Raw genomic sequence first — 15,088 nt, forward strand, 5'->3', positions numbered from 1 at the left:
CCCGTAGATATTCGGTTCGGCTTCGGCCCGACTCGCCGGACCGACGCCGCACGTCTCGGCCCGCCGACGCTGGGCGGTCCAGCGGCCTCTCAGGACACGTCGGTGTCACCGTCGCCATCCCGACCGGACGACGACTCCGACCCGTCGCCGGGCAGCCCCTCGGACCGTTCACCCGGGATCCCCTCCGTTTGTCGACCCACTTCCGCCTCGTCGGGGAGGAAGTCCGGTCGCTCGCCGGGTTCGAGTTCGACTGCCCGCAGCCGATTCCGGTACTCCTCCGCGCGGAACTTGTCGGACAGCCGCGCGTTCGCGACGACCGCGAACAGCAGGAGTCCGATCGCGAGGAAGAACACCCCCGCCACGAGCATCGCCACGACGTTCAGCGACGAGACCGACCCGCCGCCCGGCGGCGCGACCACGCCGATGCTGATGACGAGCCACCCGCCGATCAGCAGGACGCCCGCCAGCACCTGGAAGCCGGCGACGACCTGCAACATCGTGTTGCCGAGTTCGCCGCTCCCCTCCGGGACCTCCTGCGGTTCGGGCAGGAGGTCGTCGGGCGGCGCCTCCGGCACGTCGTAGGACTCCATCGAGGCGAGCGCCACCGTCGGTTTCACGTCCCGGAGCACCGTCCCGTGGCCCTCGACGGAGCCGTCGGCGCGGACGGTCGCGTACCCCTCGTCGGAGTACGCCAGCACCCGGTCGTCCTGGCGTTCGACGCGAGCGAACACCTCGCGCTCGGCGACCCGGCGCTTCAGGTCGGCCTCGACGCGGTCGAGCAGTTCCTGCCCCGTGATCCACGACTCCGGGTCGAACACCGCCTCCCACTCCTCCGAGGACATCGACGCCATGTCCGACGGCCCGAAGTTCTCGAAGTCGTACTCCGCCTCGACCTGCTCCCGGAGCGCCTCGATCGACTCGGTCTCGGTGGTCTCCGCGCCCTCCTCGACCTCGCCATCCGCGGCTTCGCCGCTTCCTCCGTCCGAGGTCTCGCTTCGCTCGACCTCGCCATCTGCGGCTTCGCCGCTTCCTCCGTCCGAGGTCTCGCTTCGCTCGACCTCGCCGTCGTCAGCTTCGCCGCTCATTGCCGGAACTCGGTCCCCGATAGATAAAAGCGCCCCGACCGGCCGCCGAAACTCCCTCCGAGTCAGCCGAGCGGGATCCAGGCGGCCGCCGGCAGGAGACCGAGCACCGAGAGACCCGCGATCACGCCGGACGTGACGACGATACTCGCCGCGGGCGGGTCGAGATGCGTCTCCGCGTGTGCGTAGAAGATCCGCTGTACGAGTTCGCCGAGTAGCCCTCCGAGAACGCCGAACACGCCACCGAGAACGAGGGCGACACCGAGCGTGACCGACGACCCCACTACGTCGGGCGCGGGCGCCCCACCCGAGACGCCGGCGAGCGCCACCACGACGGTACTCGCAGGAAGCGCCATGTGATGCGTGACCGGTATCTCGGCGACCCCCGCACAGAGCAGGAACAGGGCCGCGACCGTGATCCCGAACGCGAGGAACGCGCTCCCGGTCACGTACGCGGTGTAGGCCGAGAGTACCCCGACGACGAACCCGAGTGCGGTGACGTGACTCCAGCGGTACTGGTACGGGAGCCAGGGGTCGACACCGCCGTCCGCGTCCCCGTCGGACTCCGGCTCGCCGCCGTCGGTACTGACCGACTCCCGCCCGTCGTCGAACGGCGACATGTCGAGCAACCGCCCCGCGGGCGCGCCGACGACGCTGTAGCCGAGCACGAGTCGATGCGCGAGCGCAGAGACGACGACACCGAGGGCGACCGGGTCGACCGGAACCGCGAGCGACCCGGACAGCGTCGCGACCCAGTAGCCGACGACGCCGAAGGCACCGCCGACGGCGAGCACGTCGGGACGACTCCCGAGCCCGCGAGTCACGTCCTTGGGGTCGAACGCCGCTCCCCCGGCGTCGAGATACCCCCTCCGCGAGGCGTAGGCCAGCGCCGCGGCGCCGCCGCCGAACGCGACGTGCGGGCCCAGCACGACGCCGAACCCGATCCCCCCGGTCACGTCGACGGGGACCGACCCACCGAGCGACCTGGTCGCCATCGCGTACAGTTCGCCGACGACGACTACGAGTCCGGCGAGCGAGAAGGAGGGGAGCGCGCCCACCGCCGCGCCGAACGCGCCACCGGCGAACGCCGCCAGGAGGAGCTCCGCGGCGAACAACTCCGCCAGACTCATTCCTCGGTCGAGGCCCGCTCCGAGAACTCGTCGAACAGCGCGACGACGTTCTCCGCCACCGTCTCGCGGATCTCACGGACCGCCTCGAGGTCCTGTCCGTGTGGGTCCGGGAGTGCCCAGTCGCGCACGTCGACGCCCGACGCCGGATCGAGTTCGAGCGTCGAACAGCCCATCGTCGCGACGTAGTCGCAGGCCGCCAGTTCGTCGGTCGTCACCCCTCGTGGCTCCCGGTCCGAGATGTCGATGTCGACCTCGGCCATCGCGTCGACGACGACTCCGTGGACGCTGTCGGCGGGGTCCGTCCCGCCGGTGACGATCTCCACCCGGTCTTCGAGGCCCCGGCGCTCGCGCTCGCGCTCGGCGAACGCCGTCGCCATCTGGCTCCGACCGGCGTTCTGGACGCAGATCAGCGCGACGCGGACCGGGTCGTCCGGGGCCGCCCCGGCGGGTCGGTCGTCGCTCATCGTCCCTCCCGCGTCTCGTCGAGCGCGGCGAGCAGTCGCTCGGCCCGGTCGGTCGCGTCGTAGTACCGCCACGTCCCGTCCTTGCGACGGGTCACCAGCCCCGCGTCGTGCAGGTCCGAGAGCGCGTGACTGACCGCGCTGTCGCTCACGTCGAGCAGCGGCGACAGTTCACAGACGCAGAGTTCGTCCGGCGCCGCCGCCAGGTAGCGCACGATGGCGTGGCGCGTCTCGTCGCTCAGCGCCGACAGCGCCGTCAGGTCGCTCTCCGAGTCGGCCGGTACCTCGCCGGCCAGTCCCTGTAGTTCGTCGATCCGGTCCGTCACGTCCGCCTCGCAGCACTCGTCTAGTTGCTCCGAGAGCAGACGCCGTAGCCGCGTCGCGTCGGTTGCCATGGTTGATTGAATGAACAAGCGTTCATATAGCTGTTGCGAACACGTGCGGCCGGTCGGCTGCCGGGCGACGACGGCCCGAGCGGACATTCGGCACGGTTTAGGCACAACAGCCGATAGCCTCCGTCATGGTGACGGACCGGGTCGTCGCGACGGTGGTTCTGCTGGCCGTGACGGCGAGTTTCCCCTGTTTCTTCTACGGGGCCTGGTACATCATCGAGACGGAGCCGGTCACGTGGGACGTGTTGATGCACCACCTGAAGTTCGTCGTGACGGGGCTGGTGTTGACGACGGTGCCGATGCTGACGTGGATGGCGCCGCGCCTGCTCGACCAGTTCGGCAGTTTCGCGATGGTCCACGCCTTCCTCGGACTGCAGGCCTACGCGATGCTCGCCTTCGGTTTCACCGGGATCGTCCGAATCTTCTACGCCAAGCGCCGCTACGACCTGTACAACGACTACGACGAGGACGTCTTGCTCGACGAGATCGGCTCCGACCGGATGAGCCACTGGCGCTCCCGCGTGCGCATCGGCGTCTTCGGCTACGTGATCTTCTGGGTGCTCGCCTACGGGGCCGGCGTCGCGCGGTACGCCCTCCGGTACAACGTGCTCGAACTCGTCCCCGGACTCTGAGGACGCGAGCGCCGCCCGACCGCGGCTTTTTGACGGAGCCAGCCGAATCGGCGGCCCATGACGGACGAGACGCCCGAGGCGCCCCCGGAAGTCCTGGTCTTGCGACAGAACATCCACGGCATCGCCCCCGCGGAGTACGTCGCCGCACTGGACGAACGGCTCCCGGACTACACCGTCGGCTACGCCGCGACCCCCGGCGAGGAACGCGAGTTGCTCCCCCACGCCCGCGTCGTCGCGGGGCTCGAACTCGACGCCGACGACCTGGAGCGCGCCGAATCGCTCGAACTGTTCGCCTGCTCGTACGCCGGCGTCGACCACCTGCCGCTGGACGCCTTCCGCGACCACGGCGTCGCCGTCACGAACGCCTCCGGCGTCCACGGCCCCAACGTCGGCGAGTACGCGCTCGGCGCGATCCTCTCCTTCACGCGCGACTTTCTCGAGTCCAGACGACGCCAGCGCCGCCGCGAGTGGCGCTCCCACCAGGCCCACGAACTCGCCGGCAGCACCGTCGCCGTCGTCGGCATGGGCGCGATCGGACAGTCGGTCGTCCAGCGCCTCCAGGGGTTCGAGGTGGACACCGTCGGCGTGCGCTACACCCCCGAGAAGGGCGGCCCCACCGACGAAGTGTACGGCTACGACGAGATCGGAGAGGCAGTGGCCGACGCAGCCTACGTGGTCCTCGCGTGCCCGCTGACCGACGCGACCGAGCACCTGATCGACGAGGAGACGTTCGTGACGATGCCGCCCGACGCCGTCCTCGTGAACGTCGCCCGCGGCGGCGTCGTCGACACCGACGCGCTCGTCGAGGCCCTGCGCTGGAACTCCATCCGCGGTGCCGCGCTGGACGTGACCGATCCCGAACCGCTCCCCGAGGACCACGAGCTGTGGACCTTCGAGAACGTCCTGATAACGCCCCACAACGCCGGCCACACGCCGGAGTACTTCAAGCGCCTCGCCGACATCGTCGCCGAGGCCGTCACCACCGCCGAGGAGTCCGGCGACTGGTCGGACCTGCCGAATCAGGTGGCCTGATCCAAACTGCGGACCCGCGGGGTCAGACGCCGGAATCGCCCGTCGACGCGAGGTAGCCGGCACGTGCCTCGGCGAGCAGGTAGCCGACCGCGACGACACCGCCCAGCGCCGCCAGCAGCGCGTTCGAGGAGACCGGGCCGAGCGAGACGGGGTCGAACGAGACGGCCACCAGTCCCAGAAACAGGACGGCGGCGACGGCGGCGACGAACCGCCAGCGGGCCGCCACCGGGACGAGCCCGTCGTCGCCGCGCCAGGCGAGATACAGGTGTGCACCAGCCAGGACGGCGCCGTTGAAGACGACGAGGAGCAGTCCGCCTAGAGGGCTGTCGAAGTCGGTACCGAAGCGGGAGAGGGCGGCCACGCTGGCGAACGCCAGCACCACGACCGTCACGTGGACGGCGGTGTCTCGGGAGACCATGTCCCAGCGTCGGCGGGGCACGTGAAAAACGTTCGTCCCTGTGCTGTCGACCGGTCTCGGGCTACTCGGTCTCGTCGAGCGTCTCGGACTCGCCGGCTCGCAGCCGGTCGCCCTCCTTGATGGCCTGGGCCTCCTCCTCCATCGCGTCGACGTCGACCTGCGCTTCCTCGTCGATCTGACCGATGATCTCCGCGATGTTGTCGAGGCCGATGAGTTCGCGCGTCTCGGCGTCGAAGTCGAGGCTGTCGAGCTGTCCGGCGCCGTCGGCCGTCGACATGTCGCTCACGTCGCTGCCCGAGAGGTGCTTGCCGTAGCGACCCACCAGCGAGGAAAGCTCCTGGGGCAGGATGAACGTGGAGGACTCGCCCTGTCCGATCTGCTCCATCGTCTCCATCCCCTTGTCGATGATGGCGCGTTCGCCCATCGACTCGGCGGACTTCGCGCGGAGGACGGTCGAGATGGCGTCACCTTGCGCTTCGAGGATCTGGCTCTGTTTCGCACCCTGTGCGCGGACGATGTCGGACTGTTTCGCCCCCTGGGCCTGCTCGATGGCGGAGCGGCGTTCACCCTGCGCCTCGAGGATCATCGCGCGACGGCGACGCTCGGCGGAGGTCTGTTGTTCCATGGCCTGCTTGACGCCGGCCGCGGGGTTGACCTCGCGGACCTCGACGCTCTCGACGCGGATCCCCCACTCGTCGGTGGGCTCGTCGAGTTCCTCGCGGATGCGCTCGTTGATCATCTCGCGCCGCGACAGCGTGTCGTCGAGTTCCATGTCGCCCAGCACCGCTCGCAGCGTCGTCTGTGCGAGGTTCGAGACGGCGCGCTTGTACTCCTCGACCTCGAGGAACGCCTTCTTGGCGTCCATGACGCGGACGTAGATCACCGCGTCGGCCGTCACCGGGGAGTTGTCCCGGGTGATCGCCTCCTGCTGGGGCACGTCGATGGTCTGGGTGCGCATGTCGAACGGGTACGTCCGGCTCACGAACGGCGGGATCACGTGGATCCCGGGTTCGAGCAGGTCGCGGTACTCGCCGAACACCGTCAGCGCCTCCTTCTCGTAGGCCTCGACGATCTCGACCGCGGAGTACACCGCGGCCACCGCAATCAGGAGGAGGAGCGCGCCGACCACCGTGAGCGGGGAGATATCCAACAGTGACTGGAGGGGCGGTACGCCGAGGGGGACGGCGAGCGCGCCGACGAGCGATGTGCTCATACGTGTGCTAGGAAGTTACAGACAGATAAGCGGTTGCTCCGAGCGCCGTCACCCGGCCCGTCACACCAGCGGTTCGTCGGGTCGCTCGCGCTCGTAGGTCTCGCGGAGCGTCTCCGCGAAGCGGCCGTCCTTCTTCAGCGTGATCGTCACGACGGTGAACTCGCCGCCGACGGGCCGCAGCGCGAACAGTTCGCGCGGTTCGACCTCCGCGTCGGCCTCGTCGTTGATCCGGTCGACGAGCGGTTCCAGCGGCCGGGCGCCGTCGCGGAACTCGTCGAAGACGCTCGGCTGGCCGGCGTCGGCGAAGACGTAACAGACGCCGTTGACCTCGTTGTCGGTGTTGTGCGTCTGGGTGGCGTTCATCCCCTCGCCGGCCGCGCGGGTCTCCTCCCAGAGGCTCTCCGCGACCTCGAAGATGGGGTCGGCGTCGTCGACGAACGTGTAGAGCGTCGAGCGGACGACCGAGAGCGAGCGCACCGTCGGCTCCTCCGACCCCCAGTCGAGCCCCGCTTCGACGAGATACCCCGGCTGGAGGGCCTCGACCGGCGGGTCGTGCCCCTCGACGGGAACGGCGACGGTCTCGAAGGTCGTCCGGTCGAGAAAGCGCCACGTCTCGTCGTCGCGACCCGGCAGTACGCGGTAAGTCCCCTCGTCCATGGCCGGAGTACGTGGAGCGGCGGGAAAACGTCGTCTATTGCGACCATCTTTTTCCCGACCGGTGTTTCCTCGCGCGCCTGCCGCGCGCTGCGGGAACCCGGCCGGCGAAAACACGGATGAAACAGGCGCGGCCTCACTACGTTCGGCGCGGATGCTCAGTACCGAATAAACACAAAGTACACTACGCTCTACCGCTCCGATTCCAGTTGCCCCTTCGATAACTCAGTGCAGTCAGCGTCAGCAGTCGCCTGAAATCCACGACGAATTGGAAATTAACACCTATATCCGACGACGTGTATTCCTGCCTTATATGCAATTCTGTGACGGGTGCGGTTCGATGATGCACACGGAGGGCGACACGTGGGTGTGTCGCTCCTGTGAGAACGAGGAGGCGCGGGACTCGCAAGCAGAAGCGGCGATGACGACCCAGGATGGACAGCGAGACGACGGGGCACCCGCCGTGGCCGACGCGACACAGGGCCCCACCGAGACGATGCAGGAGCCCTGTCCGGCGGACGACTGCGATAGCGACCGGGCCGACTACGAGATGCTGCCGAAGCCGGGCGGCTCCTACGAGGTTCGGCTGTTCACCTGCGTCGAGTGCGGCCACAAGTGGCGCGAGTCCTGACGGCGCATCTCGCGAACCGCGCCGCTCGAATACGCACGGACCGCCACGCCAGACTCTCGACTCCCGGGGGTACTCGGTCTCCAGTGGAGTCACACATCGACCCCAAACCAACTCCCGTAACGTTCTCGAGACTATCGACAACCGCTGTCACAAGAGCCGCTGTTGGGATGTTCGTTCCCCCGATAATCGATGCGGAAGTCGCTGGAACACTCTCTCTCCAGAAACGAAACCGAAGACCTGGCGGTGTTCGGACTCCTCGGTACCCCAGAACACTCAGTTCGCACACGTGTCGAACGATCGACTCGCCGCAAAAGCTCCGCCCGCGACGACCGCTTACAGGTAGCCGGAGTCGAGGAGGAGTTCGCCGTTCAGCACGCTCGCGCCGGCGGCGCCGCGCAGCGTGTTGTGGGCGAGGCAGTTGAACTGGAGGCCGTGGGTGGTCTCCTGGACGCCGCCGACGGAGACGGTCATCCCGTTGCCGAGGTTCCGGTCCATGCGGGGCTGGGGACGGTCCGGCTCGTCGAACACCTTGATCAGCTGTTCCGGCGAACTCGGGAGGTCGAGGGAGGGGTACGCTTCGAGCGCGTCCTCGGCCTCGTCGGGGCTCAGGTCGTCCTCGGTGTCGGCCCAGACGTTCTCGAGGTGGCCGTCGATGGTCGGGATGCGGTTACAGGAGGCCGAAACGTCGGCGTCGTGCCAGTCGACCTCGGCGCCGTCGAAGTCGCCCAGCAGTTTCCGGGATTCGGTCTCCATCTTCTGCTCTTCCTTGCCGATGTGGGGGATGGCGTTGTCGATGATCTCCATCGAGGAGACGCCGGAGTAGCCGGCGCCGGAGACGGCCTGCAGGGTCGCGACCTCGATGCGTTCGAGCGTCGCGGCCTCGTCGATGGCGGCCAGCGGCGGCACCATCGTGATCGTCGAGCAGTTGGGGTTCTTGACGAGGGCGCCGTCCCAGCCGCGCTCGTCGCGCTGGACCTCGATGAGGTCGAGGTGATCGGCGTTGACCTCCGGGATCACGAGCGGCACGTCGTCGTCCGCGCGCGCGTTCGAGGAGTTAGAGGAGACGACGTAGCCTGCCTCGCAGAAGTCGGACTCGACGCGCTCGCCCACGCTGGAGGGGAGCGACGAGAAGACGAGTTCGACGTCGTCCGGGACGGAGTCGGGTTCGGTCGCGCCGACCTCCATCTCGGCCACGTCGTCCGGGATCGGGGTGTCGATGCGCCACTTGCTGGCCTCGCGGTACGTCTTGCCCTCGCTGGACTCGCTGGCGGTGAGCGCCGCGATCTCGAAGTCGGGGTTTGGGTCGAGTAGCTGGATGAGTCGCTGCCCCACCGCGCCGGTCGCACCGAGGATGCCTACGCTGACAGTCATTGTTCCGGGATAGAGAGACGCCACTTCAAAACAGTTTGGATACGCCTACCACGGTCAGGAACTATCGTGACATCCGACCGTGACGCGTCGCTGGCGGGGAACGAGAACTGCGAGAGACGAGAGAGAACTGCGCCTACGCTTCGGCGGGCTGGGCGTTCTTGCTGGTGACGTAGCCGGCGATGCGGTTGCGGACGCCCTTCGATTCGACGTTCGTGAGTTCGGTGACGACGTCCTTGTTGTGCTCGAAGTCGTCGCCGAAGGCGTTCGGGTACCGCTCCATCAGCAGCGTCGCCGTCTTCTTCACGTAGGCGGGTTTGATAGCCATACGGTCTCTTTCTGCGGTGGCGCCCTAAAAGGATTCGAATCGGTGGCGGAGCCGAGCCGAGGGGCGGACGGCCCGCGCCGCCCCATCACGAGCCCGCTTCGACTTCTTCCAGGACGGCCGGCGAGTCGTTCGCCGGGTTGTTCACGGCCGTCGAGACGGGGTCGGTCCGCATCGCCGCGTCGGGGTAGGGGTCCAGCAGCGCCTCGGCTTCGTCGGGGTCGCCGGTGAGCCACGTCGCTTCCTCCGCCGGATCGAGGATCACGGCCATCCGGTGGTGGAGTTCGCCGACCGTCTCGTTGGGCTCGGTCGTGACGATCGTGAACGTCTCGACGGCGTCGGGGTCGCCGTCCGGTCCGGCACCGCCGCCGAAGTCGCCGAGACCGGTCTGGGTCTGCGGCGGCGTCCAGCGCTCCCAGAGCCCCGCCATCGCGAAGAGGTCGTCCTCGTCCAGACTCACGCGATACGGCTGTTTCCCGCCGCCTGCCTCGGTCCACTCGTAGAAACCGTCGGCCGGCACGAGACAGCGACGCGACTCGTAGGCCTCGCTGAAGCTCGACTTCTCGCGGACAGTCTCCGCGCGTGCGTTGATGAACTCGTAGTCGGAGCGGTCGTCCGCCCACGAGGGGACCAGTCCCCACTCCATCCGCTGGATGGTCTCGGGCTCGTCGCCGGTGACGACCGGGAGTTCCTGGCTCGGCGCGGCGTTGTACCGCGGCTCGAACTCGAAGTCGAACGTCGCGTCGAACCGCTCCTCGATATCGGCGGGCGGCGCGAAGAGGCTGTAGCGACCACACATAGCGACCGATACGGGCGCCAGCGACATAACGACACCAGCATCCGACCGACAGGGTCGCCGGTGGAGCACCACCGTTACGGCCACCCCACTCACAGCACCGTCATGGCCGAGGAGTTCGACAAGCTCGTCCGGGACAGGATCCCGCGGATCGTCCGGGAAAACGGGGAGGAACCGGTGACTCACGAGGTCTCGGGAGCGGAGTACCGCGATCGTCTCCACGAGAAACTCGACGAGGAAGTCGCGGAGTTCCACGACGAGCCGAGCGCGGCGGAGATGGCCGACGTGCTGGCCGTCCTCGACGCGCTCCGGGAGAGCCACGGGATCGAGGCGTCCGAGATCGAGCGAGTCCGCCGTGAGAAAGCCGAGGAGCGCGGCGAGTTCGAGGACGGAGTCGTGCTCGAAGCCGTGCGGCGCTGACGACGCGACGGGACGCGGCCAGCGCGGCGAAGCCTCCCGACGAAGCCGTTACTTCTCGATGTCGAGTTCGGCGGCGAGGATGTTGGCGTCGGCGACGAGTTTGAACAGCGCGCCGACGACGCCGCCGAAGAAGAACGTCGCGCCGACGAGCACGATGGCGAGTCCGATAACCTGCCTGACGATCCGCGCGAGTCCGCCGAACACGAAGGGATTCACGAACATCGACAGTCCGATCGGGAGCAAGAGCGTGCCGACGAGATAGAGGATGATGAGCCGTCGCATCTCCGGGTGGAGCGCGTAGGCGACGGCCGAGTCGAAGTCGACGGGTGAGCGGCTGAGCGTGTCTTCCGGTTCTGCCATAGCGGCCTATGTCAGTCGACGGGCATAGTCCTTGGTGTCGGGCCGCTCGCGGCCGTCCCACCGGCTGGCGTCGCGTTTCGATATCCGTGTTATCCGACTCGTACCGGTCGGTAGCCGTCCGGTAGCAATACGCGCGCTGGGTGCAGTGGTGATCGATGTCGATTCATCGGGGGACGGCCGTCGGCCCGGCGTCCGGTTGCTGGCTCGTCGCGCTGGTCGCGTTCGGCGCGTTCGACGTGGCCGTGACCGCGGCCGCGGTCGGGACCGGCGTGGCGGCGGAGGCACACCCACTCGTGCGCGCCGGGATCGAGCGGTTCGGACTCGCGATTCTCCCGGTCTGGAAGGGGGTCGTCCTCGTCGTATTCTACGTGCTGTACTGGGCAGTCCCACGACCGTACGACGTCGGCATTCCGCTCGGCCTCGCGGTTGCCGGCGTCGCCGTCGGCGTCTGGAACGTCGCCGTGGTCGTCTTCGCCGTGGCGTAGTCAGCAGAGCGGTTGTGGAGCGGGGGCGATAGCATCCGTGCGAGCGGAGCGAGCACGGTTCACCGTCAGAGCAAGCTCTGACGAGCCCGCGGTCGTTCGCGGGGCTCACTCCCGCGGACGCCGGACGCGAGCGAACGGAGTGAGCGAGTCGTCCGGGTTTTTCACCCATGTTTTTGCGCCGATGGTGCCCGCAGGTCGCCGGAGGCGACCGAGGACACCGGAGGCGGAAAAAGATGGCCTTCAGATGGCGAGGAACTGCGTGACGAGCCACTTGGTGATCGCGGCGGTGATCGACCCGATCCAGACGAGCGCGACGAAGTGGATGTAGGTGTTTATCTTGTGGCCGCCGTCGACGGTGCGGATCATCAGCGCCGAGAGCATGGCGCCGAACATGATGATGATGATCAGGAGGAACTCGATGAGCGGGATGTTGTACACCTCCGTGTTGATGAGGCTCCCCACGTCGAAGTTGCTCGTGTTGCTCTGGAGGTCGAGACTCATCGAGGCGAGGATGTTGACGACCTGGAGGCCGATGAAGAAGGCGAAGGTGGACGCGGCGGTGATCCCGTAGAGGAGGCCGATGAGCGTCGTCGTCGCCTGCGTCCGCCGCTGGCGGAGCTGCTGGACCTCCTGCATGTTCGCGCTGATGAGTTCGCCGAGCTGTTTCGGGTCGCCCCCCATCTCGCGGCCGATGAGGTACATCTCGGAGAACTTCTGGACGAGGTAGGAGCGACACTCGGCGGTGAAGTGACGCCACGCCTCGGTCGTCTCGATGCGCATGTTCAGCCGCTTGTAGAGGTTGTCGACGTTCTCCGTCAGGGGGCCGAAGTCCTTCTTGCGGAGGCTCTCGAGCACCGCGGACGTGGTCGACTGCTTGGCGCCCTCGGTGGCGCCCAGCGCGCGGATGAAACTGGGGAACTCGTTGTCTCTGGCCTTGATGCGCTTCTCCTCGCCGTTGACGACGAATCCGGGGATCAGCAGCGGGAGCGTCGGGATGGCGGCGTAGAGGGTGAGCGGTATCGGGTCGAGGAAGAAGACGACGTCGTCGAGCGTGACGGGACTGACGCCCATCATCCCCGCGAGCGAGAAGCAGAGGAGCCCGACGGAGAGGGCGCTGCCGACGACGGTGGCGTTCCGTATCGTCTCCTCGATGGGCGACTCTTTGTCTTCGGGGTGGTACCAGAGGGGGTCGTGGGGCGCCATCGAGCGGATAGCGAGGTAGAACCCGGACTGGACGAACACGTAGAGGACGATGACGGCGCTGACAGTCATCGTCGGGTTCGTGCCCGTGAGGACGGGCAGGACGACGGCGAACACGAGCGCGAACGTCATCGAGAGGATCATCGAGAGGTAGAGGTCCTTCATCACCTCCAGGTTGTCCATCGTCCCGCTGTAGTGGGTCTTGTAGTTCTCGATGATCTGCTCTTGCTCGGAGACGAGGTAGTCGTCGAGCGCCTGGCCGGCGCCGAGCGTGTAGCCGAGGCGGTCGAAGAAGTCGGAGACGGCGTCGCTAGGGACCTCCTTCGCGCGCCGACGGAGGGCGTCGTCGAGGCTCTGGTTCCAGGTGTCGACGAGTTCGACGACGCGACCGACCTCGGCGGCCATCTCGCCGTACTGGTCCTGTTCGGCGATACGGCGAAACACCTCGATGCGGTCGATGTTGGTCATCGCGAGGACGGTCATGTGGGTGACCACGAGGTGGAACTGGTTGTCGAGTTCCCGCTTGCGCCCCGAGAGGAGGATCTTGGGGTAGAACACCGCCGACGCGAGCATCAGGAACCCGAGCATGGGGATCGGCGCCCGGATCATCAGCGAGAGGTCGAGCAGGAGTCCGGCCGCGACGGTCACGGCGAAGAACACGACCGACGGGAGGAGGATGACGGTCAGATACCGGTTCAGCTCCATCGGCATCTGCCGGTAGGCGTCGATCAGGCCGGAGAGCGCCGACGTGACGGTGAGTTCGAGGTCGCTCGCGGACTCGTCGGCGGACGCCATCAGTTCTCCCGGTGGATGTCGAAGGGGAGGCCCTCGACGCCGTCGCGGTGGAAGTCCTCGATCAGTTCGTTGACCTCGTGGTAGCCGAGGATCCCCTCCTGAATTGCGCGCTCGATGACGCTGGCGCGGAAGTTCAGGTCGTCGTAGATGTCGCGGGTGTCCTCGTACCCCAGCAGGGTCGCGATCTGCTCTTCGAGGACGAAGGAGTTGTTCATCCCCTGGAAGACGATCTCGTCCTCGACGGGGTCCCAGTAGAACGACTGCCGGGTGACGACCCCGTCCATCTCCTTGGAGTAGCCCTCGATCTCCTGGACGGAGGTGACCCGACGCAGGACCTGGTCGCCCTGTTTGACCCGGTTCTGGAACAGGGCCACGTCGGCGACGTCCATGAACGTCTCGGGGACGTTGATCGGTTCGCCGGTAAAGCGCTGGATCATCGAGACGATGTCGCTCGCGTGGAAGGTCAGCATGACCGGGTGGCCGGTCTGGGCGGCCTGGAACGCCATCCGCCCCTCCTCGCCACGGACCTCACCGACGATGATGTAGTCGGGGCGCGAACGCAGAGCGGCAGCGACGAGGTCGAACATGTCGACGCTGGACCCCTCGTCTTCGCCCTCACGAGTCAGCAGTTTCTGCCAGGTGTCGTGGGGCGGGAGCACCTCGGCGGTGTCCTCCGCGGTGTATATCTTCGCGTCGCGGGGGATGAACGCCATGATGGAGTTCAGCGTCGTCGTCTTCCCTGACGCCGTCTCCCCGACGACGAACACGGTCTGTTCGTTCTCCAGGCAGAGCCAGAGGTACGCCGACAGCTGGGGCGAGAGCGTCCCCCACTTCGTGATCTGGAAGATCGAGAGGGGCACGTCGTCGCCCTGGCGGATGGTGAGCGAGGGGCCCTTGACGGACACGTCGTCGGAGTAGATGAGGTTGAGACGCGACCCGTCCGGGAGCGTGGAGTCGACGATGGGGTCGGAGTCGGAGACGGGGTCGCCGATGCGCTCGCCCATGTTCTTGAGCCACTGGTCGTACTCCTCGGGCGTCCCGAAGTCGACGGTCGTCGAGAGCATCCCGTAGACGGCGTGGTCGACGTGGCACTCGTGGGGCCCGATGACGTGGATGTCCTCGTTCGCCGGGTCGCGCATCACCGGTTCGAGGGGGCCGAGCCCGACGATGTCCCGGTTGAGCCGGTAGAGGATGTTCTCGTAGGTCTGTTCGGTGACTTCGACCTTGCCGAGGTTCGCGAACCTGTTGAACCGCGAGAGGACGCCGCTCTCGTCGCTGGCGCCGCTCGTGACGTTCGTGGACTCCTGGAGCAGTTCCTCGATCCGGTCGTCGTACTCGTTGTCGCTGGAGGGAGCGGGCTTGGAGACGCTCTTCTGGAGGAGCTTGTTACGGACCTTCTCGAAGACGACCTTCTCCTCGTCGTCGAGCTCCGGTTCGATGGCGTAGTACTTCATGTCCTGCCCGATGTCCCCGTAGATGTGGCAGTAGATGGGGCCGCCCACGGGGTAGAGGACGTTCGGTCGGTGGGACTCGTAGTCGTCGTCGGCCTCCTCGATGAACGTGGGGAACTCCCCGGTGATCTGCTTGAACTTCTTCAGGTGGTCCATCAGGTGGGGCCGGCGCGATGCGACCTGCCTGAGTTCGTCCGAGGGTTTGGGTCGTCCGTGGTCTGTCATGTGTGTCCGAGCTCCGAA

General features: G+C 67.3%; 18 protein-coding genes. 5 read left to right on the forward strand and 13 right to left on the reverse strand.

Going from position 1 to position 15,088, the window contains the following annotated elements:
- Window positions 1-89: 89 nt before the first annotated feature.
- From D1409_RS11660 to D1409_RS11675, 4 genes are all read right to left on the reverse strand, one after another.
- Entirely contained in the window at window positions 90-1,085 is a 996-nt protein-coding gene (locus tag D1409_RS11660; protein ID WP_235853549.1) for a DUF7319 domain-containing protein, read from the reverse strand.
- Between the two features lie 62 nt (window positions 1,086-1,147).
- Window positions 1,148-2,212: a hypothetical protein gene (locus D1409_RS11665; RefSeq protein WP_123537166.1), complete on the reverse strand. Its 1,065-nt coding sequence runs from the start codon at window positions 2,210-2,212 to the stop codon at window positions 1,148-1,150.
- Window positions 2,209-2,676: an arsenate-mycothiol transferase ArsC gene (locus tag D1409_RS11670; protein ID WP_123537167.1), complete on the reverse strand. Its 468-nt coding sequence runs from the start codon at window positions 2,674-2,676 to the stop codon at window positions 2,209-2,211. Before D1409_RS11670 ends, D1409_RS11665 begins: the two co-directional genes overlap by 4 nt.
- Window positions 2,673-3,068 (reverse strand): ArsR/SmtB family transcription factor, encoded by a 396-nt coding sequence (locus D1409_RS11675; RefSeq protein ID WP_123537168.1) that lies wholly within the window; start codon window positions 3,066-3,068, stop codon window positions 2,673-2,675. The genes D1409_RS11670 and D1409_RS11675 overlap by 4 nt, the downstream gene beginning before the upstream one ends.
- A 125-nt stretch (window positions 3,069-3,193) precedes the next feature.
- Here D1409_RS11675 and D1409_RS11680 point away from each other — a divergent pair, with 125 nt between their 5' ends.
- Complete coding sequence (locus tag D1409_RS11680) at window positions 3,194-3,697, forward strand: DUF7321 family protein (RefSeq protein ID WP_123537169.1); 504 nt, start codon at window positions 3,194-3,196, stop codon at window positions 3,695-3,697.
- 57 nt (window positions 3,698-3,754) lie between these two features.
- Complete coding sequence (locus D1409_RS11685; RefSeq protein WP_123537170.1) at window positions 3,755-4,729, forward strand: D-2-hydroxyacid dehydrogenase; 975 nt, start codon at window positions 3,755-3,757, stop codon at window positions 4,727-4,729.
- Window positions 4,730-4,751: 22 nt separating this feature from the next.
- Here the strand turns inward: D1409_RS11685 and D1409_RS11690 are convergent, their stop codons facing one another.
- The 3 genes from D1409_RS11690 to D1409_RS11700 all read right to left on the reverse strand — a co-directional run bounded on the left by D1409_RS11690 (window position 4,752) and on the right by D1409_RS11700 (window position 7,017).
- Complete coding sequence (locus tag D1409_RS11690; RefSeq protein ID WP_123537171.1) at window positions 4,752-5,147, reverse strand: hypothetical protein; 396 nt, start codon at window positions 5,145-5,147, stop codon at window positions 4,752-4,754.
- Between the two features lie 61 nt (window positions 5,148-5,208).
- A complete protein-coding gene (locus tag D1409_RS11695; protein ID WP_206425042.1) occupies window positions 5,209-6,360 on the reverse strand; it encodes an SPFH domain-containing protein in 1,152 nt (383 codons plus the stop codon).
- Window positions 6,361-6,420: 60 nt separating this feature from the next.
- Window positions 6,421-7,017: a DUF6663 family protein gene (locus D1409_RS11700; RefSeq protein ID WP_123537172.1), complete on the reverse strand. Its 597-nt coding sequence runs from the start codon at window positions 7,015-7,017 to the stop codon at window positions 6,421-6,423.
- A 310-nt stretch (window positions 7,018-7,327) separates the two neighbouring features.
- Here D1409_RS11700 and D1409_RS11705 point away from each other — a divergent pair, with 310 nt between their 5' ends.
- Complete coding sequence (locus D1409_RS11705; RefSeq protein ID WP_123537173.1) at window positions 7,328-7,645, forward strand: RPA12/RPB9/RPC11 RNA polymerase family protein; 318 nt, start codon at window positions 7,328-7,330, stop codon at window positions 7,643-7,645.
- A gap of 333 nt (window positions 7,646-7,978) precedes the next feature.
- On the opposite strand, the gene asd is transcribed toward D1409_RS11705, so the two are convergent.
- The 3 genes from asd to D1409_RS11720 form a co-directional block, all read right to left on the reverse strand.
- Window positions 7,979-9,016, reverse strand: coding sequence for an aspartate-semialdehyde dehydrogenase (gene asd, locus D1409_RS11710; RefSeq protein ID WP_123537174.1), 1,038 nt, complete (start codon window positions 9,014-9,016; stop codon window positions 7,979-7,981).
- Between the two features lie 133 nt (window positions 9,017-9,149).
- A complete protein-coding gene (locus tag D1409_RS11715; protein WP_123537175.1) occupies window positions 9,150-9,341 on the reverse strand; it encodes a 30S ribosomal protein S17e in 192 nt (63 codons plus the stop codon).
- Between the two features lie 85 nt (window positions 9,342-9,426).
- A complete protein-coding gene (locus D1409_RS11720) occupies window positions 9,427-10,137 on the reverse strand; it encodes an SOS response-associated peptidase (protein WP_123537176.1) in 711 nt (236 codons plus the stop codon).
- A gap of 102 nt (window positions 10,138-10,239) precedes the next feature.
- Between D1409_RS11720 and D1409_RS11725 the strand changes: the two genes are divergently transcribed.
- Entirely contained in the window at window positions 10,240-10,554 is a 315-nt protein-coding gene (locus D1409_RS11725) for a nucleoside triphosphate pyrophosphohydrolase (protein ID WP_123537177.1), read from the forward strand.
- 48 nt (window positions 10,555-10,602) lie between these two features.
- Here the strand turns inward: D1409_RS11725 and D1409_RS11730 are convergent, their stop codons facing one another.
- Window positions 10,603-10,914 carry a hypothetical protein gene (locus tag D1409_RS11730; RefSeq protein ID WP_123537178.1) on the reverse strand — a complete coding sequence of 104 codons (312 nt, stop codon included), beginning with the start codon at window positions 10,912-10,914 and terminating at the stop codon, window positions 10,603-10,605.
- Between the two features lie 155 nt (window positions 10,915-11,069).
- Between D1409_RS11730 and D1409_RS11735 the strand changes: the two genes are divergently transcribed.
- The gene (locus D1409_RS11735) at window positions 11,070-11,399 is read left to right on the forward strand and encodes a hypothetical protein (RefSeq protein WP_123537179.1); all 330 of its coding nucleotides are present in this window, start codon (window positions 11,070-11,072) and stop codon (window positions 11,397-11,399) included.
- Between the two features lie 240 nt (window positions 11,400-11,639).
- Here the strand turns inward: D1409_RS11735 and flaJ are convergent, their stop codons facing one another.
- Both flaJ and D1409_RS11745 read right to left on the reverse strand, forming a co-directional pair.
- Window positions 11,640-13,394 (reverse strand): archaellar assembly protein FlaJ, encoded by a 1,755-nt coding sequence (gene flaJ / locus D1409_RS11740; protein WP_123537180.1) that lies wholly within the window; start codon window positions 13,392-13,394, stop codon window positions 11,640-11,642.
- Window positions 13,394-15,070 carry a type II/IV secretion system ATPase subunit gene (locus D1409_RS11745; protein ID WP_123537181.1) on the reverse strand — a complete coding sequence of 559 codons (1,677 nt, stop codon included), beginning with the start codon at window positions 15,068-15,070 and terminating at the stop codon, window positions 13,394-13,396. Before D1409_RS11745 ends, flaJ begins: the two co-directional genes overlap by 1 nt.
- Between the last annotated feature and the right edge of the window lie 18 nt (window positions 15,071-15,088).

Origin of the sequence: Halosimplex salinum (assembly GCF_003730195.1) — an archaeon.
Taxonomy (GTDB): domain Archaea; phylum Halobacteriota; class Halobacteria; order Halobacteriales; family Haloarculaceae; genus Halosimplex; species Halosimplex salinum.

Excerpts from the sequence above, each read along its gene's own strand:
- D1409_RS11675 (WP_123537168.1), bottom strand. The coding sequence starts at position 3,068 with ATGGCAACCGACGCGACGCGGCTACGGCGTCTGCTCTCGGAGCAACTA.
- D1409_RS11690 (WP_123537171.1), bottom strand. The coding sequence starts at position 5,147 with ATGGTCTCCCGAGACACCGCCGTCCACGTGACGGTCGTGGTGCTGGCG.
- D1409_RS11725 (WP_123537177.1), top strand. The coding sequence starts at position 10,240 with ATGGCCGAGGAGTTCGACAAGCTCGTCCGGGACAGGATCCCGCGGATC.
- D1409_RS11685 (WP_123537170.1), top strand. The coding sequence starts at position 3,755 with ATGACGGACGAGACGCCCGAGGCGCCCCCGGAAGTCCTGGTCTTGCGA.
- D1409_RS11735 (WP_123537179.1), top strand. The coding sequence starts at position 11,070 with ATGTCGATTCATCGGGGGACGGCCGTCGGCCCGGCGTCCGGTTGCTGG.
- D1409_RS11665 (WP_123537166.1), bottom strand. The coding sequence starts at position 2,212 with ATGAGTCTGGCGGAGTTGTTCGCCGCGGAGCTCCTCCTGGCGGCGTTC.
- D1409_RS11745 (WP_123537181.1), bottom strand. The coding sequence starts at position 15,070 with ATGACAGACCACGGACGACCCAAACCCTCGGACGAACTCAGGCAGGTC.
- D1409_RS11660 (WP_235853549.1), bottom strand. The coding sequence starts at position 1,085 with ATGAGCGGCGAAGCTGACGACGGCGAGGTCGAGCGAAGCGAGACCTCG.
- D1409_RS11715 (WP_123537175.1), bottom strand. The coding sequence starts at position 9,341 with ATGGCTATCAAACCCGCCTACGTGAAGAAGACGGCGACGCTGCTGATG.
- D1409_RS11700 (WP_123537172.1), bottom strand. The coding sequence starts at position 7,017 with ATGGACGAGGGGACTTACCGCGTACTGCCGGGTCGCGACGACGAGACG.
- D1409_RS11705 (WP_123537173.1), top strand. The coding sequence starts at position 7,328 with ATGCAATTCTGTGACGGGTGCGGTTCGATGATGCACACGGAGGGCGAC.
- D1409_RS11730 (WP_123537178.1), bottom strand. The coding sequence starts at position 10,914 with ATGGCAGAACCGGAAGACACGCTCAGCCGCTCACCCGTCGACTTCGAC.
- D1409_RS11695 (WP_206425042.1), bottom strand. The coding sequence starts at position 6,360 with ATGAGCACATCGCTCGTCGGCGCGCTCGCCGTCCCCCTCGGCGTACCG.
- flaJ (WP_123537180.1), bottom strand. The coding sequence starts at position 13,394 with ATGGCGTCCGCCGACGAGTCCGCGAGCGACCTCGAACTCACCGTCACG.
- asd (WP_123537174.1), bottom strand. The coding sequence starts at position 9,016 with ATGACTGTCAGCGTAGGCATCCTCGGTGCGACCGGCGCGGTGGGGCAG.
- D1409_RS11680 (WP_123537169.1), top strand. The coding sequence starts at position 3,194 with ATGGTGACGGACCGGGTCGTCGCGACGGTGGTTCTGCTGGCCGTGACG.
- D1409_RS11720 (WP_123537176.1), bottom strand. The coding sequence starts at position 10,137 with ATGTGTGGTCGCTACAGCCTCTTCGCGCCGCCCGCCGATATCGAGGAG.
- D1409_RS11670 (WP_123537167.1), bottom strand. The coding sequence starts at position 2,676 with ATGAGCGACGACCGACCCGCCGGGGCGGCCCCGGACGACCCGGTCCGC.